At 74.7% G+C, this 20,570-nt stretch carries 13 protein-coding genes and 1 pseudogene; 2 read left to right on the plus strand and 12 right to left on the minus strand.

All coding sequences use genetic code 11. From position 1 onward, the window contains the following. Nucleotides 1–9: 9 nt before the first annotated feature. From ACZ466_RS43450 to tkt, 12 genes and pseudogenes are all read right to left on the minus strand, one after another. Nucleotides 10–1,593, minus strand: coding sequence for an IS1182 family transposase (locus ACZ466_RS43450; protein WP_378293548.1), 1,584 nt, complete (start codon nucleotides 1,591–1,593; stop codon nucleotides 10–12). A 68-nt stretch (nucleotides 1,594–1,661) separates the two neighbouring features. Further along, nucleotides 1,662–2,339, minus strand: coding sequence for a response regulator transcription factor (locus tag ACZ466_RS43455; protein WP_378289048.1), 678 nt, complete (start codon nucleotides 2,337–2,339; stop codon nucleotides 1,662–1,664). A 110-nt stretch (nucleotides 2,340–2,449) separates the two neighbouring features. Beyond that, nucleotides 2,450–3,670 carry a sensor histidine kinase gene (locus ACZ466_RS43460; protein ID WP_464041917.1) on the minus strand — a complete coding sequence of 407 codons (1,221 nt, stop codon included), beginning with the start codon at nucleotides 3,668–3,670 and terminating at the stop codon, nucleotides 2,450–2,452. An 83-nt stretch (nucleotides 3,671–3,753) separates the two neighbouring features. Then, the gene (locus ACZ466_RS43465; RefSeq protein WP_378289053.1) at nucleotides 3,754–4,941 is read right to left on the minus strand and encodes a L,D-transpeptidase; all 1,188 of its coding nucleotides are present in this window, start codon (nucleotides 4,939–4,941) and stop codon (nucleotides 3,754–3,756) included. Between the two features lie 147 nt (nucleotides 4,942–5,088). Continuing rightward, on the minus strand, nucleotides 5,089–5,868 hold the full coding sequence (gene pgl / locus ACZ466_RS43470) for a 6-phosphogluconolactonase (protein WP_378289055.1): 780 nt from the start codon (nucleotides 5,866–5,868) through the stop codon (nucleotides 5,089–5,091). Between the two features lie 146 nt (nucleotides 5,869–6,014). Continuing rightward, nucleotides 6,015–6,931, minus strand: a pseudogene (locus ACZ466_RS43475) (glucose-6-phosphate dehydrogenase assembly protein OpcA); the annotation flags it as partial. Nucleotides 6,932–6,933: 2 nt separating this feature from the next. Then, the gene (gene zwf, locus ACZ466_RS43480; RefSeq protein WP_378289059.1) at nucleotides 6,934–8,463 is read right to left on the minus strand and encodes a glucose-6-phosphate dehydrogenase; all 1,530 of its coding nucleotides are present in this window, start codon (nucleotides 8,461–8,463) and stop codon (nucleotides 6,934–6,936) included. 225 nt (nucleotides 8,464–8,688) lie between these two features. After that, nucleotides 8,689–10,494, minus strand: coding sequence for a hypothetical protein (locus ACZ466_RS43485; RefSeq protein ID WP_378289061.1), 1,806 nt, complete (start codon nucleotides 10,492–10,494; stop codon nucleotides 8,689–8,691). Continuing rightward, nucleotides 10,491–12,215, minus strand: a complete 1,725-nt coding sequence (locus ACZ466_RS43490) for a phosphoheptose isomerase (protein ID WP_378289064.1) — start codon at nucleotides 12,213–12,215, stop codon at nucleotides 10,491–10,493. Before ACZ466_RS43490 ends, ACZ466_RS43485 begins: the two co-directional genes overlap by 4 nt. 153 nt (nucleotides 12,216–12,368) lie before the next feature. Next, a complete protein-coding gene (locus ACZ466_RS43495) occupies nucleotides 12,369–14,156 on the minus strand; it encodes a glucose-6-phosphate isomerase (protein WP_464041919.1) in 1,788 nt (595 codons plus the stop codon). Continuing rightward, the gene (gene tal / locus ACZ466_RS43500; protein WP_378289068.1) at nucleotides 14,153–15,283 is read right to left on the minus strand and encodes a transaldolase; all 1,131 of its coding nucleotides are present in this window, start codon (nucleotides 15,281–15,283) and stop codon (nucleotides 14,153–14,155) included. Before tal ends, ACZ466_RS43495 begins: the two co-directional genes overlap by 4 nt. A 69-nt stretch (nucleotides 15,284–15,352) precedes the next feature. After that, nucleotides 15,353–17,479, minus strand: coding sequence for a transketolase (gene tkt / locus ACZ466_RS43505; protein WP_464041920.1), 2,127 nt, complete (start codon nucleotides 17,477–17,479; stop codon nucleotides 15,353–15,355). Nucleotides 17,480–18,196: 717 nt separating this feature from the next. On the opposite strand from tkt, the gene ACZ466_RS43510 reads away from it, so the two are divergent. After that, nucleotides 18,197–19,201, plus strand: coding sequence for a heme o synthase (locus ACZ466_RS43510; protein WP_464041921.1), 1,005 nt, complete (start codon nucleotides 18,197–18,199; stop codon nucleotides 19,199–19,201). Between the two features lie 146 nt (nucleotides 19,202–19,347). Further along, nucleotides 19,348–20,565: a PrsW family intramembrane metalloprotease gene (locus ACZ466_RS43515; protein WP_378289070.1), complete on the plus strand. Its 1,218-nt coding sequence runs from the start codon at nucleotides 19,348–19,350 to the stop codon at nucleotides 20,563–20,565. Nucleotides 20,566–20,570 lie beyond the last annotated feature (5 nt).

Below are 20,570 nucleotides of genomic sequence, written 5' to 3' on the forward strand. Positions count from 1 at the left end.
CCTCTGTGGTCATGCGTTGGCCGAGGACAGATGCCAGGTGCTGTTGGTCCGGGTGAGTCCGAGGTTGATGAGTCGGCGGAGGTTGAGGGCGGCGGCCCGGGTGTGCAGCCAGGCGTCGCCTGCGATGGTGCCGCGGTGGCGCAGGCGGCGGTTGCCGTGGTGGACGAGCCAGGCGACGGCGCGTTCGACCGGTGGTCTCCAGCGGCGGTAGTCGGCTTGCCAGGCCGGATCGCCGGCCGCCTGGCGGCGGGCGGCGGCCTGGAGGTCGTGGTGGGGGCGGATGGTCAGGATGCGGCCGGCCTTGGCGTTGGTGCACCGCTCGCGCAGGGGGCACCCGGTGCAGAGCTTTCCGAACGTGGCTTTGCGCTGGTGGTGTCGCCCGCCGGGTTCCGTTAAGGGAGCGGTGTGCCCGGCGGGGCAGGTCACGGTGCCGGTGGTGGTGTCGATGGCGAAGTCGTCCAGGGTGAAGCCGCCGGGGATGGCGGGCCGCAGCGGGGCGGGTTTGATGAACAGCCGGTGCCCGGCGGCGGTGAGGGCCCGGCGGGCCTGGCCGGTGGAGTAGGCGGTGTCGCCGAAGACCTCCACCGGCGTGTCCTCGCAGGAGAGCAGGTCCAGGCCGACGACGGCCTCATGGTGGGCGGGCCCGGCGCCCGGTCGCAGGGCCACGGCGGTGAACAGGCCGGTTTCGGGCTCGACGGCCAGGTGGGCCTTGAAGCCGTCCTGGCGGTGGCTGCGGGTCTTGTGGACATGCCTGGCCTGGGGATCGACGACCGAGATCACCCGGTCGGGGGCGGTGCCGTCGGTGATGCGCCAGCGTCCGTCGCGGCCGTCGGACCCGCCGGCCGGTTCGACGTCCTGACCGGCGACCAGGGCCAGGATGCCGACCGCGTTCGCGGCCCGTTCGCCCAGTTCCTGCTCGGGCAGGTGCCCCAGCAGCCGCAGCGCGTCGGTGACCAGCGCGTCCACCAGCTCGGCGCGGGCCTGCTCATCGTCCCAGGCGATGCGGGGCTTGCCCGCCTGGGCGTAGTCGTGCGCGGTGCACCGGGCGGCGGCGACCCCGGCCGCTCCCGGCACCTCGCGGATCACCGCCCGGACGGCGGCGATCAGCTGGGTGACGGTGTCCTGGGTGGCCACCGCATCGTCCAGCACGGTCGAGTCCAGCGCCCGCCGCTGCCGGCCCTTGAGCACCCCGGTCGCCTGGACGACCTGCCGGACGGCCTCGAAAATCCGGTCCGGCCGGGCCGAACGCGCCAGCCGGCGACGGAAGTAGGCCAGCAGCGACGGGTGGAACGCGGTGTCGTGAAGGCCCAGCCCGCAGGCGGCCTTCCACCGCAGGTCACACCGCAACTCCTGCACCGTCTCAAAGTCCGACAGCCCGTGCAGGGCCTGCAGCAGGATCGCCGCGGCAAGGATCTGCGGCGGCATCGAGGGCCGCCCGTTGGCCGAGGGATACATGTCGGCGAACATCTCCGCCGGGAACAACGCGCCACGGTGCTCGGCCAGGAACGCGAACACGCTCCCGGCCGGGATCAGCTCCCGGCACGTCTCCCACACATCCGGACCGACCCTCTCCCCGGCCCATTCACCCATCACCACACCACACCACACTGGCCCCGCCGCAACCGCGACGGGGCCAGAACCCCAAGATCTTCAGCAGTCTTCTAGGAGCGGGCCGCGTCCTCGTCGTCGCCCGCGTCGTGCACCAGCAGGGCGATCTGCACCCGGTTGTTGAGCTCCAGCTTGGTCAGCAGCCGCGACACGTACGCCTTGACCGTCGCCACGCTCAGCGACAGCTCCTTGCCGATCTCGCTGTTGGTCTTGCCCCGGCCCACCAGCGTGGCCACCGCCCGCTCGCCCTCGCTCAGCCGTCCCAGCAGCCCGCGGGCCCGCTCGCGGCGCGGGTCGACGCCCGTGCCCGCCACGTACGACATCATCCGCCGCAGCACCGCCGGCGAGATCATCGGCTCGCCCGCCGCCACCTGCCGGATCGCCCGGATGATGTCCGGCGGCGGGGTGTGCTTGAGCAGGAACCCGCTGGCCCCCGCCCGCATCGCGCGCAGGATGTGGTCGTCGGTGTCGAACGTGGTCAGGATGATGATCTCGGGCGGCTCGCGGCGGGCGCGCAGCCGCTCGGTGGCGGCCAGCCCGTCCAGCCGCGGCATCCGGATGTCCATCAGCACCACGTCGGGACGGTGCTCGTTCACCGCCGGGATCACCTCGGTCCCGTCGGCGACGTCGGCGACCACCCGCAGATCGTCGGCGCCCGCCAGCATCATGGTCAGGCCCGCGCGTACGAGGGCGTCGTCGTCCACGATGAGGACGCGGATGGGGGAGTCCATCCCGCCACCCTACGAGTTCGGGCCCCGCCGCGCGCCCGTCCCGCCGACGCCCCCCCCGGCCGCCGCCGGGCCCGCCTCGGCGTTCCGGCCGATCGCCGGGATCCGGGTCGTCAGCCGGGCCAGGGGAGGTGGGCGCACAGGCGGAAATGGCCGTCGGGGTCGCGGCCGTGGTCGAGTGTGCCGCCCAGCATGTCGACGCGTTCGCGCAGGCCCAGCAGGCCCGCGCCCGCGCCCGGCAGCCCGGGGGGAGGGGGCGGGCCGGGCGGCAGCGGGTTGGCGACCTCGATCGACAGCGCGCCGCCCGGTCCCGTCGACTCGACCGTGACGCGCACGTGCGCGCCCGGCGCGTGCTTGCGCGCGTTGGTCAGGGCCTCCTGCACGATCCGGTACGCGTGCCGGCCGATCCGGGACGGCACCGCGCCCGGGTCGGGCAGCCGGTCGTCGAAGGTGACGTGCGCCCCGGCCCGCTGCGACTCCTCGATCAGCGCGGGCAGGTCGGTCAGCGCCGGCTGCGGGCGCTCGCCCTCGCCGTCCCCGCCCGGGGCGGCCGCGCCCGGTGCCCCGGCCCCCGGCCCGGCCGCGGCGCCGTCGCCGGCCGGGGCGGTGCGCAGCATGCCGATCACCTCGCGCAGGTCCTCCATGGCCTCGTACGCGCTGCGGCGGATGATCCCGGCGGCGTCGCGCTGGTCGGCGGGCGCGTCGGCGTGGAACTCCAGCGCCCCCGCGTGCACCGCCAGCAGCGAGATCCGGTGGGCCAGCACGTCGTGCATCTCCCGGGCGATCCGCTCGCGCTCCAGGTGCCGGGCCTCCTCGACCCGCAGCCGCTGCCCCTCCTCGGCCTGCCGCGCCCGCTCCCGCAGCGACTCGATCAGCTGCCGGCGCGAGCGGACCAGCAGACCGGTGATCACCAGGACCGCGTAGCCGAGCAGGAACACCACGATCGACTCCACGCGCTCGCGGCGGTTCATCTCGTCGACCTGGGTGAAGATCACCGTGATGAGCGTGACGTTGAGCGCGGTGAGCGCGGCGGTCGCCCGCCACGCGGAGTGCACCGCCACGGTGAACAGCGCCATCGCCATCGCCCCCCACGCCGAGGCGGAGAGGAAGCCGACGACCGTGAGGCCCAGCGCGACGCGGACCGGCCAGCGCCGCCGCCACAGCAGCAGGCCCGCGCACGCGAGCGCGCCGATCACCAGGTCCCGCGCGAGATGGAAGTCGCTCGGATGGGGATAGGTCTGCCGCGAGCCCTCCATCGTCAGCAGCCCGATGCCGACGGCGCCGGCCGCGACGCACACGTCGCGCACCCCTTGACGAGCCCTGCGGAACCTCACCGGACCAACGCTACTCAGCCCGGGGCGCTCCGGGAGGCGCCGCACGTCGGTGACCGCACCGACTTTGGTCGCGTCCGCACCGCTCAGCGGAGCGGCACGCCCTTGACCGGGGCCCCCAGCGCGCTGCCCTTCACCCAGTCCTGCCACGACTTGGCCCAGGGCGTCGGGCCGTTGCCGAACCGCAGCTTCCGGGTGGTGCCGGTGACCTCGATGACGTCGCCGCGGTTGGTGAACTCGTAGAACCACCTGGCGTCGGCGGGGGAGGCGTTCACGCAGCCGTGGCTGACGTTGGCGCTGCCCTGCGAGCCGGTGGACCACGGCGCCGAGTGGATGAACGTGCCGCTGTAGGTCATCCGGACGTTCCACTTGGTCGGCGTGCGGTACTCGCCGGGGTTGCCGGTCGTGGACGAGTCCATGACCATCGCCGCCTGCTTCTCCTGGGCGATCATGACCCCGCTGTAGCTGTCGTCGCCGGGCTTGCCGAGGCTGACCTTCATCGTCCGCACGGTACGGCCGCCGTCGGTGACCGTCGCCTCGTACTTCCCGGCGTCGATCCTGGTGACGTGCCGCGGCCCGACGGTGAAGTTCAGCGTGCGGTCCTTGACGCCCCACAGCCCCTCACCGGCCCGGACCCCGGTCAGCCGGGCGACGACCTGGACCTTCTGCCCGACCGGCCAGTAGTCGCGCGGGCGGAAGTCCACCTCCTTGTCGCTGATCCAGTACCAGGCGCCCTCGACCGGCTCGGACATGCGCACCTCGAGGGCGCGCTCGACCGCCTGCCTGCCCTGCTTCGTGGTCACGGGCTTGCCGAGCAGCAGCTGGATCGGCATTCCCACGCCGACCTTCTCGCCCTCCAGCGGCGACATGCCGCTCTCGAGCCGCTGCGCCGGCGTCAGGGTGGTGAACGTGGACGACGAGGTCACCGGCTTGCCGCCGTCCGCGGCGACCTGCGCGGTGACCGTGTACGTCGTCGCCGGCCGCAGCCCCCACGAGGTCCGCCACGACCGGCCGTCCGCCGCGAGCCGCCCCTCCGCCCTGCGCCCCTTCGGATCCGCGACCGTGACCGCGCCGAGCCTGCCCTGGTCGGACTTCACGACCACGGGCTGGTCCGGCGCCACGTCGCGGCTGCCGTTCGCCGGGGTGATCGCGACCTTCGCGGCGGGTGCGTCCCCGCCGCCGTCGCCGCCGCCTCCCGACGAGCATCCCGCGGCGGCCAGGACGGCCGCTCCCGTGATCGCCGTGCCCGCCAGGACCGTCCGACCCTTGAGCACCTCGGACCCTCCTCCACGCTCGACCTCGCCACCCGCGGGGGCATTCCCCCGCCCGCCAGAGTATGCGGAGAGCAAAGGGAGAATCCGGGCGAATTTGGGTGAAGGGCGTCAAGCGCCGCGCGACTCGCCGGACGCGACACGCCCGGCTCAGGGCGAGGCGATGCGCTCGATGCCCGGGGGCAGCTGCGCCGCCGCCGGGCGGTCGAGCAGGAACAGCGTGCGCTGCCGTCCCCGCGCGCCCGCCACCGGGACCTGCACCGGACCGGCGCCCGACAGGCCCATCCGCACCGCCGTGGCCTTCGACCCGCCCGCCGCCAGCACCCACACCTCGCGGGCGGCCTGGATCGACGGCAGCGTCAGCGTGATCCGCGTCGGCGGCGGCTTGGGCGCGCCGCGCACCGCCACCACCGGCCGCTCGTCGTAGAGCGCGGGCATCTCCGGGAACAGCGACGCCACGTGCGCGTCCGGCCCGACGCCCAGCATCAGCACGTCGAACGACGGCACCGGGCCGTGGTCCTCGGGACGCGCCGCCGCCCGCAGCCCGGCCGCGTACCGGTCGGCGGCCGCCTCGGGATCGGAGCCGCCGGGGCCGTCGGAGGCGGGCATCGGGCGCACCCGCGCCGGATCGACGTCCACGTGGTCCAGCAGCGCCTCGCGCGCCCCGGTCTCGTTGCGCTCGGGATGGCCGGACGGCAGGAACCGCTCGTCGCCCCACCAGATGTCCAGGTGCCGCCAGTCGATCGCCTCGCGGGCGCCGCTGGCGGCCAGCTCGGCCAGCACCGCGGTGCCCACGCCGCCGCCGGTCAGGACGATCGACGCGCTGCCGCGCGCCGCCTGCACGTCCACGATCCGCGTCACCAGCCGCGCGGCGGCGGCCTTGGCCAGCAGCTCCTGGTCGCGGTGGACCAGCACGGCCGGCGGCGTCATCGCCCGCCCGCGCCTTCCGCGCCGCCGGCGTCCCCCGTCGCCCGCGCCGCCGCCGTCGCCGGATTCCGCGTCGTCGCCGGTGTCCTCGACGAGGTCGCCGCCGCTCACCGCCACGGCCACCTGGGACGCCTGGTCCGTTTCCGTGGACGACGCCGCCAGGTCCTTGGCGAACCGGGCGGACGCCTCCTGGTAGACCTCGTCCGGGTCGAGTCGCCGCAGCTCCTCGGCCAGCAGCTCCGGCAGCGGCCGCCGCATCAGCGACACCTGCCGGTCGGGCTGCCCCGGGCGCGCCAGCGTCGCCACCCGGCCGTCCGGGCGCGACACCGCGATGTCACCGGCCCGCGTGGTCAGCCGCACCCCGGTGATCCCGGGCCCGTCGGAGACCACCCGCGACACCGGGACGGCCAGCCGCAGCGACAGCCACGCCGCCAGCAGCTCGGCGCTGGGGCTGTCGGGCTCCGCCGCGACCTCCCCGGACAGGATCTCCTCGTGGTCCTGGTCGAGCGAGGCGGCCAGCAGCGACCGCCACGACGTCAGGCGGGTCCAGGTGAAGTCGGTGTCGCCGGGCCGGTAGGCGTTCGCCAGCCGCGCCAGCGTGCCCAGCCGGTCGCGGGCCGCGTACGCGTCGGTCACCCGCCGCTGCGCCAGCCCCCCCCAGCGGGTCGTCGCTGGGCACCTTGGGCACCTTCCCGCCCGGCCACCACGTCACCACCGGAGTGTCGGGCATCAGCAGCGGCACCACGACCGAGTCGGCGTGCAGCGCCAGCGGGCCGTACATCCGCAGGAGCACCGTCTCGCCCGGCCCGGTCTCGCCCATCCTGATCTCGGCGTCCAGCCGGGAGGAGCTGCCCCGCGAGTCGCGGGAGATGACCGTCAGCACCCGGCACGGGTGCTCGCGGGCCGCCTCCGTGGCCGCCCGCACCGCGTCGTACTGGGCCGACTCGTCGGTCACGATGATCAGGGTCAGCACCATGCCCACGGCCGGGCCGCCCATCAGGTGCCGCGCCTGGGTCAGCGCGTCCTGGATGCGGCGGGTGCTGGTGTCGGTGAGGTCGATGTTCATCTCTAGAGTCGCCTCCAAGCGCGCCCGTCGCGGGCCATCAGTTCGTCGGCGCTCTCGGGCCCGTAGCCGCCGGACTTGTACTGCTCGAGCTCACCGTGCGCGGCCCAGTACTCCTCGATCGGGTCGAGGACCTTCCAGGACAGCTCGACCTCCTCCTGCCGGGGGAACAGCGGCGGGTCGCCGATCAGCACGTCCAGCAGCAGCCGCTCGTAGGCCTCGGGGGAGGACTCGGTGAACGACTCGCCGTAGGCGAAGTCCATGTTGACGTCGCGGATCTCCATCGAGGTGCCCGGCACCTTGGACCCGAACCGCAGCGTGATGCCCTCGTCCGGCTGCACCCGCATCACCAGCGTGTTCTCGCTCAGCTCCTCGGTGTCGGTGTGCGAGAACGGCAGGTGCGGCGCCTGCTGGAACACCAGCGCCACCTCCGTCACCCGGCGGCTGAGCCGCTTGCCGGTGCGCAGGTAGAACGGCACGCCCGCCCAGCGCCGGTTGTCGATCTCCAGCTTGATCGCCGCGTAGGTCTCGGTCCGGGTGTCCGGCGGGATGCCGTCCTCCTCCAGGTAGCCGCGCACCTTCACGCCGCCCTGCCAGCCCGCCGCGTACTGCCCGCGCGCGGTGGCCAGGTGCAGGTCGCCCGGCACCCGCACCGACGACAGGATCTTGGCCTTCTCGGCCCGGACCGCCTCGGCGCTGAAGGAGGTCGGCTCCTCCATCGCGATCAGCGCCAGCAGTTGCAGCAGGTGGTTCTGGATGACGTCGCGGGCGGCGCCGATCCCGTCGTAGTAGCCGGCCCGGCCGCCGATCCCGATGTCCTCGGCCATGGTGATCTGCACGTGGTCGACGTACGACCGGTTCCAGATCGGCTCGAACATCGTGTTGGCGAACCGCAGCGCCAGGATGTTCTGCACGGTCTCCTTGCCGAGGTAGTGGTCGATCCGGAAGATCGACTCCTCGGGGAAGACCCGGTGCACGGTGTCGTTGAGCTCCTGGGCGCTGGCCAGGTCGTGCCCGAACGGCTTCTCCACCACCACGCGCCGCCACGACCCCGGCTCGCGCTCGGCCAGGCCGCTGCGCTGCAGCTGCTCCACCACCTGCGGGAAGAACTTGGGCGGGATGGACAGGTAGAACGCGTAGTTGCCCCCCGTCCCGCGGGTCTCGTCCAGCTCCTTGACCGCCATCGCGAGGGCGTCGAACGCGCCCGGGTCGCCGAACTCGCCCGGGACGAAGTGCATGCCCTCGGCCAGGTGCCGCCAGACGTCCTCGCGGAACGGCGTGCGCGCGTGCTCCTTGACCGCCTCGTAGGCGATCTGGCGGAAGTCCTGGTGGTCCCAGTCCCGGCGGGCGAACCCCACCAGCGAGAACCCCGGCGGCAGCAGCCCCCGGTTGGCCAGGTCGTAGATCGCGGGCAGCAGCTTCTTGCGCGACAGGTCTCCGGTGACCCCGAACAGCACCAGCACGCACGGCCCCGCCACCCGTGGCAACCGCTTGTCCCGGGGATCCCGGAGCGGGTTGGGTGTCTTGGTGGTCACGTGAGGGCCCCCTCTTCTCGCACGATGCCGAGGACCGGTGCAGGGACCGATCCCGCCCGCTGTGTCGTTGTGGTGTTTCTCATGCCATGGGTGTTCTGCCGTGCCCGGTCCGGTCATGCCCGGTCCTGCCATACCCCGTACCGCCGTGCGTGGTACGTGTCGGCCGCGCCGCCGGGCTCATGCCGTGCCTGCCGGGCCCTCCGGCCGCGCCGCGGTGCCTCCCGGTCATGCCCCTCCCCGAGCGGCCTCCAGCAGCCGGGCCAGGCCCGCCCAGCGGTCCTGCAGATGCAGCCGCACCACCGGCCGGCCGCCCTCGCGCGCCGCCCGGGCCTCCCCGAGCGCGCGTGCCGCCTGCAGCGGGCCCAGCCGCTGGTGCCGGCCCGGAACGGGCACGTCGTGGACGACGTTCCCGGTCATCATCAGGTATACGCCCTTCTCCTGCTGATCATTCCCGATCGCCGGGTAACGCCGCCCCCAGCTGATCGTCACAGGCCGCGCGCAGCGCGCGGCCAGCACCGCCGCCAGCCGCCTGACCTGCGAGCCCTGCCCGCGTGCCGGATCCGGGTCCAGATGCGCCACGATCGCCAGATGGCCGTCGGCGGCCGCCTGCCGCACCACCGCCTCCAGCAGCCCGGAGAGGTCGGCGGCGGCGGCGAACACCGGATCCGAGGTGTGCACCTCGACGGCCCGCCCCGGCTCGCCCTCCTCGAACACCGGCGCCCCGGGCGCGCCCTCACCGGGGTCGCGCTCCGGCGGGCGCAGCGGGTCGGCGCCGAGCAGGTAGGCGCCGACGGCGGCGGCGTACTCCCACACCACCAGCTGCTCCGCCAGCGGCCCCGACACGGTGGCGTCGTCCTGGTGGGGACGGCCCTCCAGCGTGACCAGGAAGAGGTCGTCGCCCGGCACGACCGGCAGCCCGCCGTGCTGGACCAGCGGCAGCACCCGGCCGCCCGTCGCCTCCGACAGCAGGGGCGCGATCCAATCGGCCAGCCCCGGCTCCGGCCGGGCCGCCGCCATCGCCGGATAGCCGCCCAGGACGACCGTCTCCCGGCCCGTGCGGACCGCGCCGCCCAGGATCGCGCCCAGCACCAGGCCCGGGTTGTTCTCCGGGCGGGTCAGGGACGGCAGCACCCGCGCGGCCTCGTCCAGCAGCGCCGCCACGTCGGCCCCGGCCAGCCCCGCAGGGACCAGCGCGTACGGCGACAGCGCCCCGAACGCGGTGGCCTCGGGCGCCTCGATCAGCGCGTGCCCGGCGTCGGCGGCCTTCTTGGCCGGGACGCCGCCCGGCGCCGTCACGACCACGAACCGCCGCGCGATCTCCTCCGGGCTCAGGTCAAGCTCGCCGAACAGCCGCACGAAGACCCGCCGCAGCGTGTCGGTGGCCTGGTCGTTCCCGGTCACCACCACCAGGGTGCGGCGCAGCCGGTCGCGGTCGCCGCCCAGGCGCATCAGCGGGCCCGGCTCCGGGCCGTCCAGGACGGTCAGCGACATCCCGCCGGGCCCCCGCTCGGGCTCGGCCGGCCAGGTGGAGGTCTCGAACGCCCCGACGGCCGCCGCCGGGCCCGCCGGCTCCGCGGCCCCCGCCGCCCGCTCCGGCTTCCCGGGCCTCTCGGGTATCTCCAGGAAACCCGCACCGGCGCCGCCGGCCGCCGCCGCGCCGTCCGCGTCCCCCGGCCCGCCGGCGGGGGAGCGCGCGGCGAAATGGCGGAAGATCAGGTCGGCGGCGCGGGCCGGGGCGCCCCGGCCCAGCAGCGCCACCTCGGTCAGCCCGGACTCCTCGGCCGCGGCGCGCAGCTCGCCCAGCCGCTCCAGCAGCGCCCGCGCCGGGCCCGGCTGGCCCGGCCAGCACAGCGTCCGGCCCTCCTCGGCGGCCCGGGCCGCCGACGGCCACAGCGCCGCGTCCTCCGACGCCAGCCGGACCGGGACCTCGTCGATCCAGAGCCGGCCCAGCGTGCGCTCGGCGGCCTCGCGGACCGGGCCGCGCGCGGTGATGGCCGTCCCACCGGAGACGACCGAGGTGTAGGTGGTCACGCCCGGGCCGCCATCCGCACCGCCTCGCCGAGCTGCTCCGCGCCCGCCACCGGGTCGCGCAGGTGCAGGCGCACCACCGGCAGCCCGCGCTGGCGCAGCGCGCGCACCTCCGCCATCGCCCGCGCCAGCCGCACCTTGCCCAGGCTGTACGGGCGGCCCGGCACGGGATGGTCGGCGAGCGCGTCACCGGCCGGCGGGTCGCCGCTCACGATCAGGAACGCCCCCGTCCCCGGGCCGTCCTTGTGCACCGAGCCGGTCGAGTGCAGGTAGCCGGGCCCCGGGCCGTACGACACCGGCCGCCCGGACCGGCGGGCCAGCGCCGGCGCCAGGTCGCGGCCGGACAGGCCGCCCGACAGGTAGGTCACGACCGACAGGTAGCCGTCCGGCGCCACGCTGGCCAGCAGCGCGTCCAGGATCGACGGGACGCTCGCGACCGGCGGGGCCGCCGCCGCGCCGCCCTGCCAGGCCAGATCGGCGTAGATCTCGATGTCGCCGTCGACGGAGACGGGCGGCCGGTCGGCGGCCAGCGGCGCCTGGCCGACCGCGCGCAGCATCGTCACCGCGTCGTCCTCGGCCTCCTGCACCACCGTGCCTCCCGGCTCGAACGGGTTGACGCCCAGCAGCCACCCGGCCACCGCCGCCGCGTACTCCCACAGCAGGAACTGCGCGCCCAGCGGGGCGAACAGCGAGGTGTCGGCGTCCCCGCGCGGCGACCGCGGATTGATCGCGATCTCGTGCGCGTCGGCCAGCGGCCCCGGGCTGCCGGCCGGGTCGAACGCCAGCACGCCGCGGCCCCGCTTGCCGGTGCCGACCGACAGCAGGTGGGAGATCCAGCCCGACAGCGCGGCCGGAACGCCCGGCTCGCTCAGCACCAGCTTGTCGCGCGGCCGCCCGTCCACGCCCTGCTGGGCGCAGCCGCCGAGGATCGCGCCCAGCAGCAGGCCGGGATTGTCCTCGTCCTTGCCCAGCGACGGCGTCAGCACCGCCGCCTCCTCCAGCAGCCGGTGCGCGTCGGCGCCCGCCAGCACGGCCGGGACCAGCCCGTAGGCCGACAGCGCGCTGAAGTGGCCGGGCAGGTGCGGATCGGTGAGCCCGATCCGGAAGCCGCTCTGCCGGGCGTAGTCGTGCAGCGGGCTGCCATGGTCGGTGATCACCAGGAAGCGGCCGGCGATCTCCTGCTCGGACAGGCCGTGCCGGCGGAACGCCTCGGAGAAGATCCGCCGGTAGGCGTCGCCCTCCAGCGACACCCCCGACTTGCTCGACAGCACCACCAGGGTCCGGTCGAGCCGCTCCAGCGCGAAGCCCAGCGCGGCGGTGTCGCCGCCGTCGAGCACGGTCAGCCGGCCGGGGCCCGGGCCGCCCCGGGCGCCGGGCGCCCCGGCCGCGCCCTCCCCGCCGGCGTCCGCGTCCGCCGCGTCCGCGGCCTCCGCCATGATCGCCTCAGCGGCCAGGCTCTCCGCGCCCAGGCCGATCAGCACGATGTGGTCCAGGCCCGTGTAGCGGACCTCCGTGATCAGCCCCTCGATCTGCTTGAGCAGCCCCTGGGACGCGTGCGGCAGATCCAGCCAGCCCAGCCGGCTGTGGTCCACCGCGCGACGGCCCCACAGCCGCGGGTCCTTGGCGGCGAGCGCGCCGGGAACGCCGCAGCTCACGAGATAGTCGCGTGCCTGCAGCGCCGCGTCGAGCACCTCGCCGCGCGTCAGTACGTCGAATCCGGACACCGTTCCTCCCGACGCCCATCGTTCCAGGAGTCAACGGGCGTCCGCGACCTTCTCCGCGATCTTCTGGTTCCGGAACGTGAGTCGCGGCCGGTCCCGCCCGCGGCGCGCGCCGGGCGCCCGGCCCGGGCGCCCGGCCCGGGCGCCCGGCGCGGCTCAGGCGGTGAGCGCCTTGGTGAGCTGCGCCAGCCCGTCGACCCGGTCGCGCAGGTGCAGCCGCACGGCCGGACGGCCGCGCGAGCGCAGCACCCGCATGTCGCCGAACGCCTGGGCCAGCTGCAGCTGCCCCAGCGTGTACGGCCGGCCGGGCACCGGCAGATCGTCCTTCACCCGCCCGGTGACCTGGACGAACGTGCCGTTCGGCGGCCCGCCCTTGTGGTACTGGCCGGTCGCGGGCAGGCACCGCGGCGCCCAGCCGAAGGTCACCGGGACCGGCGACCTGCGCACCGCCGCGCCCCGCTCGGCCAGCAGCGACCGCAGCCCGCCCGCGTCCGGGTCGCCCCAGCGGTCCAGGTACGCCATGACGGCGAGGTAGCCGCGCTCCGGCACGCCCGCCAGCACGGCCTCCAGCGCGTCGGTGAGCGTCCGGGCGCCGCCGATCAGGTCCTCGGGGCCGTGCACCTCGACCGCCCCCGACACCAGCGCCGCCGGACGCGCGATCACCGTGGGGGAGACGCCCTCCTCGGCCCGCAGCAGCGCGGCCGCGTTGTCCCGCGACTCGCGCACGTCAGGCCGCGCGAACGGGTTCACGCCGATCACCCGGCACGCCACCGCCGCCGCGTACTGCCACAGCAGGAACTGCGCGCCCAGCGGCCCGGTGACGCTCAGCCCCGCCTCCCGGCCCGGCTCGGAGGGTGCGGAGGACCGTCCCCCCGCGGTGGCACGGCCCTGCCCGGGCTCGTCGGGACGGTCGCCCAGCAGCACCCGGCGCACGTCCCCGGCCGCCCCGAAACCGGGCGCTTCCACGCCCTCGACGACCACCGGCAGGACGCCCTTGCCGTCCTTGCCCGTCGCGCCCGCGACCAGGTGCTCGACCCAGTCGCGCAACCCGGCCAGGCCCGGAGTGTGATCGGCGACGACCAGCTTGTCGCGCCCCGCCAGCGCCGAGGAGCCCAGCGCCGCGCCCAGCGCGAGCGCCGGATTGTCGTAGGGCAGGTCCAGGGTCGGCGCCAGCGCGGCGGCCTCGTCCAGCAGCCGCGCCACGTCCGCGCCCGCCAGCGCGGCCGGCAGGAGGCCCGCCGCGCCCAGCGCCGCGAACGGCCCGCCCGCGTCGCCCTCGGCCTCCACCAGCCGGTAACCGGACTCCTCGGCCAGCGCCGCCAGCGGCGAGCCCGGCACGGCCACCACCGCGAAACGGCGCCGCAGCGCGGCCCCGGAGATCCCGGCCCGCCGGAAGGCGTCCTCGAAGATCCGCCGGTGCGCGTCGGTCTCGACGTCGACCTCCGGCGGCCCGAACGACCGGAGCGCGCCGCCGGCCTCGCCCGGATCGGCGGTGCCGGTCAGCACCACCAGCGTGCGGGCCAGCCGGCCGTCGCCCAGCACGGCCCGGGCCTGGTGCGGATCGGTGCCGTCCAGGACGGTCAGCTCCACCCCGGCGGTCCGGGCCACGGCCTCGGGCGCCGGGCCCGCGCCGCCCCCGCCCGCCAGCACCACCCGGTCGAGCCCGGCGCCGCGCGCCTCGCCCGCCAGCTCCGCCAGCCGGCCCAGCAGCCCCCGCGACCGCTCCGGCAGATCCAGCCAGCCCAGCCCGCGCTCGGCCGCCGCGGCCGCGTCCGGCCCCCACAGCCGCGACGCGCGGGACGGGACGGACCCGCCCCGCGCGCCGGACGCCAGCCGTACCGGGACGCCGTCGGAGACCAGGCGGTCGAGCAGCGGCTCGGTCCCGTCCACGAGGGCGCCCCGCATGGTGACCGAAATCCCCCCGGCGGTCACCACCGATGTCACGCGCCGGCCCCCTGCTGGCCGGCGCCCTTGTCCCGGAGCTCGCCGGCGATGGTGGCCAGCAGCTCGTTCCAGGACGCCTCGAACTTCTCCACGCCCTCGTCCTCCAGGACGCGGACCACGTCGTCGTAGTCCACGCCGACCTGCTTGAGGGCGTTCATGTGGGCGCGGGCCTCGTCATAGGTGCCCTGGATCGGGGTGCCCGGCACCTCGGCGTGGTCGGCCGCCGCGTCCAGCGTCGCCTCCGGCATGGTGTTCACCGTGCCGGGCGCGACCAGGTGGTCGACGTACAGCGTGTCGGGCAGGTTCGGGTCCTTCACCCCGGTGGAGGCCCACAGCGGGCGCTGCGGCCGGGCCCCGGCGTCCTTGAGCGCCTTCCACCGGTCGGTCCCGGACTTCTCCTCGTACAGCGCGTAGGCCAGCTGGGCGTTGGCCACGCCCGCCTTGGACCGCAGCCCCTTCGCCTCGTCCGAGCCGACCTTGTCGAGCCGCTTGTCGATCTCGGTGTCCACCCGGCTGACGAAGAACGAGGCCACCGACGCGATCGCGGACAGGTCGTGCCCGTTCTCGCGGGCCTTCTCCAGACCCGCGAAGTAGGCGTCGATGACCTCCCCGTACCGCTCCAGCGAGAAGATCAGCGTCACGTTCACGCTGATGCCCTCCGCCAGCGCCCGGGTGATCGCCGGCAGCCCCTCCCGGGTCGCCGGGATCTTGATGAACAGGTTGGGCCGGTCCACCATCCACCACAGCGCCCGGGCCTCGGCCACCGTCTTCTCGGTCTCCCGCGCCAGCCGCGGGTCCACCTCGATCGACACCCGGCCGTCCAGGCCCTGCGTCCGGTCGTACACCGGGCGCAGCACGTCGCAGCCCCACCGGATGTCGAAGGTCGTGATCGAACGGGCGGCCTCCTCCACGTCCACGCCGCGCACCGCCAGGTCGCGGACCTGGTCGTCGTACGCCGAGCCCTTGCTCAGCGCCTTGGCGAAGATGGTGGGGTTGGAGGTCACCCCGACCACGTGCCGCTCCTTGACCAGCTGCTCCAGGTTGCCGGTCCGCAGCCGCTCCCGGCTGATGTCGTCGAGCCAGATCGACACGCCCTCGTCGGAGAGCCTCTTCAGGTTGTCGGTCATCGCTTTCTCCTCGTCGAGTTGCGGCGGGTCGCCGGGGGACGGCCCGTTGGTGAAGCCGGCGCCGGCCGGTCAGTTCCCCGTGGTCTCACCGCGCCCGGCGCCGTGCACCGCCGCCTTGATGAGGCTGGCGTGCGCCGCCGCCACCACGCGCTCGGCGGTGATCCCGAACTGCTGGAACAGCGTCTTGTAGTCGGCCGAGGCGCCGAAGTGCTCCAGGCCCACCGACTCGCCGGCGTCGCCGACGTACTGCCGCCAGCCCAGCGCGATCCCGGCCTCCACCGAGACCCGGGCGCGCACCGACGCCGGCAGCACCTGCTGCTTGTACGCGTCGTCCTGCGCCTCGAACCACTCCACGCACGGCATCGACACGACCCGGGCCGGGGTGCCCTCGGCCTCCAGCGCGTCCCGCGCCTCCAGCGCCAGCTCGACCTCGCTGCCGGTCGCGATCAGGACCACGTCCGGACGGCCGTTGGAGGCGTCGGCCAGCACGTAACCGCCCCGCGCGGTGCCCTCGGCGGGCGCCAGCCCGTTCTCGCGGTCGAGGGTGGGCAGCTTCTGCCGGGTCAGCGCCAGCCCGGCGGGCCGGTCGGTGTGCTCCAGGATCGTCCGCCACGCCACCGCGGTCTCGTTGGCGTCGGCGGGGCGCACCACGTCCAGGCCGGGGATGGCGCGCAGCGCCCACAGGTGCTCGACCGGCTGGTGCGTCGGCCCGTCCTCGCCCAGGCCGATCGAGTCGTGCGTCCACACGAACGTCACCGGCAGCTTCATCAGCGCCGCCAGCCGCACCGCCGGGCGCATGTAGTCGCTGAAGACCAGGAAGGTGCCGCCGTACGGGCGGGTGCCGCCGTGCAGCGCGATGCCGTTGCAGATCGCGGCCATCGCGTGCTCGCGCACCCCGAAGTGCAGCGTGCGGCCGTAGCGGTGCCCGGGGAACTCCTTGGTCTGGAACTCCTCGGGGATGAACGACGGCTCGCCCTTCATCGTGGTGTTGTTGGACTCGGCCAGGTCGGCCGAACCGCCCCACAACTCCGGCAGCACCGGCGCCAGCGCGCCCAGGATCTGCCCGGACGCGGCGCGGGTCGCCAGTGCCTTGCCCGCCTCGAACTCCGGCAGCGCCTTGGCCCACCCGTTCGGCAGCCGGCGCGCGGAGATCCGCTCGAACTCGGCGGCGCGCTCGGGGTTGGCCTCCCGCCAGGCGCGGAACCGCTTGTGCCACTGGGCGTTCAGCTCCCGGCCCCGGTCGGCGACCGCGCGGGCGTGCTCGAGCACCTCCTCGGGGACGTCGAACGACTTCGCCGGGTCCAGCCCGAGGATCTTCTTGGTCGCGGCGATCTCCTCGGCGCCCAGCGCGGCACCGTGGATCTTGCCCGTGTTCTTCTTGTTCGGCGCGGGCCAGCCGATGATGGTGCGCAGCGCGATGAACGACGGCCGCTCGGTCTCGGCCCTGGCCGCCTCCAGCGCGGCGGCCAGCTCCGCGACGTTCTCCTCGTAGTCGCCGCCGACGGTCCAGTCGACGTGGTGCACGTCCCAGCCGTAGGCGGCGTAGCGGGCGCGCACGTCCTCCGACAGCGCGATCGCCGTGTCGTCCTCGATCGAGATGTGGTTGTCGTCGTACAGCATGACCAGGTTGCCCAGCCGCTGGTGCGCGGCCAGCGCGCTGGCCTCGTGGCTGATGCCCTCCTCGATGTCGCCGTCGGAGCAGAACGCCCAGACGGTGTGGTCGAAGGGGGACTCGCCGGCGGGCGCGTCGGGGTCGAACAGGCCGCGCTCGCGCCGCGCCGCCATCGCCATGCCCACGGCGTTGGCGATGCCCTGGCCCAGCGGGCCGGTGGTGGTCTCCACGCCCGCGGTGTGCCCGTGCTCGGGGTGGCCGGGGGTGAGGCTGCCCCACTTGCGCAGGGCCTTCAGGTCCTCCAGCGTCATCGGGTAGCCCGACAGGTACAGCTGGATGTACAGCGTCAGGCTGGAGTGCCCGCAGGAGAGCACGAACCGGTCGCGGCCCGCCCAGGACGGGTCCGTCGGGTCGTGCCGAAGGAACCGCTGGAAGAGCAGGTAGGCGGCCGGCGCGAGGCTCATCGCCGTACCGGGGTGGCCGGAGCCCGCTTCCTCGACCGCGTCCATGGCGAGGGCGCGGACCGCGTCCACCGCCCGCCGGTCCAGATCGGACCATTCAAACGTGCTGATGTCCCCACTCACGGAACGCCAGGCTCCTCTCGAACCGAATCTCGACCGAAATCGTCGAACCGAATGTAAAGATGTCCGCCCACGTCCGGCCCGGGCCGTTCCGCCGCGCGCCCGCCCCCCGCACGGCCGCGCGACACGGCCCTTCCACCCGGACGTGGCCGCCGGGGCGTGTCTTCCCGGACGTGTCCTCCCAGGAGGCCGGTTCGCCGCGGAGCCGTCGCGCCGCGCCTGGTCCGGCCCCCGATCGCCCCGCCCACGGCCGCTGCGCGCGGCCCGGTGAAGATCATGCCTTGCCCTTCCCGAGCCTATCGAACGAGTCGGCCGCCACCATCGACGTCGATCGCCTGCGGCAGGGCTTCCCGCGTCCTTGTCGACCCTTGCCCGGACGATTTCGCCGTTAACCCCCCGCGCGGGTGAACCCCGGGGGGAACCCCGGCCACCCCGGCGGCGGCCCTCGGCCCGGGCCGCGCGGAGCGGGCGGGCCCGCCGTCCGCGGAACGGTCCCGCGGGCCCCCGCCGACCTGCGCCGTGGCGCCCTGCCGCGCGGCGCGGCGGCGCGTCGAGGTGCCCCGGTGCTCGACCTGCGGAGGGGGCGGACTACAGTGATTCCGCGGTTGGACAACAGTGGCCGCGAACAAATACCTGATCCGAGGTGCGGCCAGATCGCGCGGGGGCACACCGCCGAAGTGGTACGCGATTTCTCATGCCTAGTTGGACGTGGACCCGATTGTGACGGTGCTCAGTAACAAGCTCGCGGTCGAGCTCGACGACGAGATCCCGCCCGCGCCCCCGCTGCCGGCCGCGCCCCCCGCGGGCTCGGCCGGGAGCGCTCCCCGGACCGGCCGCCGCCCGGTCGGCGCGCTGCTGCGCGCCTACGTGGCGCTGACCAAGCCGCGCGTCATCGAGCTGCTGTTGATCACGACGCTGCCGGTGATGTTCCTGGCCGCCGGGGGCGTGCCGCCGCTGGGCACCGCGCTGGCCACGCTGGCGTTCGGGACGCTGTCGGCCGGCGCCGCCAACGCGATCAACTGCTACATCGACCGCGACATCGACGCCAAGATGCGCCGCACCCGCCGCCGCCCGCTGGCCCGCGCCGAGGTCTCCCCGACCGAGGCGCTGGTGTTCGGGGTGGTGCTGGCGGCCGCGTCCACCGCGGGGTTCTGGCTGGCCGTCAACGCCCTGGCCGCGTCCCTGTCGCTGTTCGCGATCCTGTTCTACATCTTCGTCTACTCGCTGCTGCTCAAGCGCCGCACCTCCCAGAACGTGGTGTGGGGCGGGATCGCCGGCTGCATGCCGGTCCTGATCGGCTGGGCCGCCATCACCGAGAGCCTGGCCTGGACCCCGTTCGTGCTGTTCGGCGTGGTGTTCCTGTGGACGCCGCCGCACACCTGGACGCTGGCCATGCGCTACCGCGAGGACTACGCCGTCGCCAAGGTCCCGATGCTCCCGGTCGTGGCGACCGAGCGGCGCGTGATCGTGGAGAGCCTGCTCTACACCTGGGCCACCGTCGCCTGCTCGGTGCTGCTGTGGCCGGTCGCAGGGATGAGCATGGTGTACGGGGCGCTGGCCCTGGTCCTGGGCGCGGTCTTCCTGCTGGAGGGCCACCGGCTGCTGCGCGCGGCGCGCGCCGGCGTGACGGGCGTGCACCTGCGGCCGATGAGGTTCTTCCACCTCTCCAACGTCTACCTCGCCCTGCTCTTCACCGCGGTCGCGCTCGATCCTCTGTTTACTTAAGTCTCGGCCTACGACGCTCGCCTGGCGGCTCGCGTCTAACCGAGCCTTGGCGAGCGCGGCATCGCGCTCGGGGTGGCTTAGGCCGCTGTGAAGGGCGGGGGCGACCTCGCGTGGCGTGAGCGGGAAACGGCGGTTACGCTCACGGAATGGCGCGTGTGGATCCGAAGGCGGTGCTCGAGGGGCGGGTGCCCGGGCGCCCGCCCATCGCTCTGATCATCGGGCTGTCGGTCTCGTCGGTGTGCGCGCTGCTGGCGCTGGGCGTCGACGCCGTGTACGGCGGGGCGGGATTCTGGGCGGGGCTGGTCCTGGCCATCCTGCCGATCCCGCTGCTGATCGCCCTGGTGCTCGCCCTCGACCGGCTGGAGCCCGAGCCGCCGCGGATGCTGCTGTTCTCGTTCATGTGGGGCGCGGGCGTGGCCGTGCTGGGCGCGCTGGTGTTCAACACCCTCGGCATGCTGTACGTCACCGTCCCCGTCTTCGGCGAGGACAAGGCCCACTTCGTCAGCGCCACGTTCGGCGCCCCGCTGGTGGAGGAGACCCTCAAGGGCGCCGTCCTGTTCGGGATGCTGTGGTTCCGCCGCAACGAGATCGACGGGTTCGTCGACGGCATCATCTACGCGGCCATGGTCGGGTTCGGCTTCGCCATGATGGAGAACGTCACCTACTACATGCGGGCGTTCGACGAGAGCGGCACCGACGGCCTGCAGGCCATCTTCATCCTCCGGGGGATCATCGCGCCGTTCAGCCACCCGCTGTTCACGTCCATGATCGGGCTGGGCGTGGCCTGGGCCGCCACGCACCGGCGCGGCCGGTTCGCCGCGCCCGTGCTGGGCCTGCTGGCCGCCATGGTGCTGCACGGCCTGTGGAACGGCGCCACCTCCTTCGGCCTGGGCGGCCTGGCGGTCGTGTACGTGCTGGACTTCTTCATCCTCGTCGCGCTGATCGCGGTGGTGTTCGTGGAGCGGCGGGCCACCGTCCGGCGCATCGAGTCCTACCTGCCCATGTACGCGGCGACCGGGCTGGTGACGCCCGCCGACGTCCAGATGCTGCGCGGGATGCACGGCCGCCGCGCCGCCCGCCGCTGGGCGCGGCGCGTGGGCGGCCCCGGCGCCGCCCGCGCCATGACCGACTACCAGCTCGCCGCCACCGAGCTGGCCCTGCTGCACAAGCGCGCCGAACGCGGCGTGGCCGACCCGCGGTGGTTCGAGACGCGCCGTGACGCCCTCCTCGGCCTGATGTCGGTGGCCCGCCAGGCGTTCCTGCGCACGCCGCCGCAGAACGCCCCGCCCTGGGCGCCCCGGCAGCCCTCGGGGTTCATGCCGCCCGCGGGCGGCGGCGGGACGGCTCCGCGCGCTCCCTGGTGAGGGGC

This window comes from Actinomadura rugatobispora (assembly GCF_055379765.1).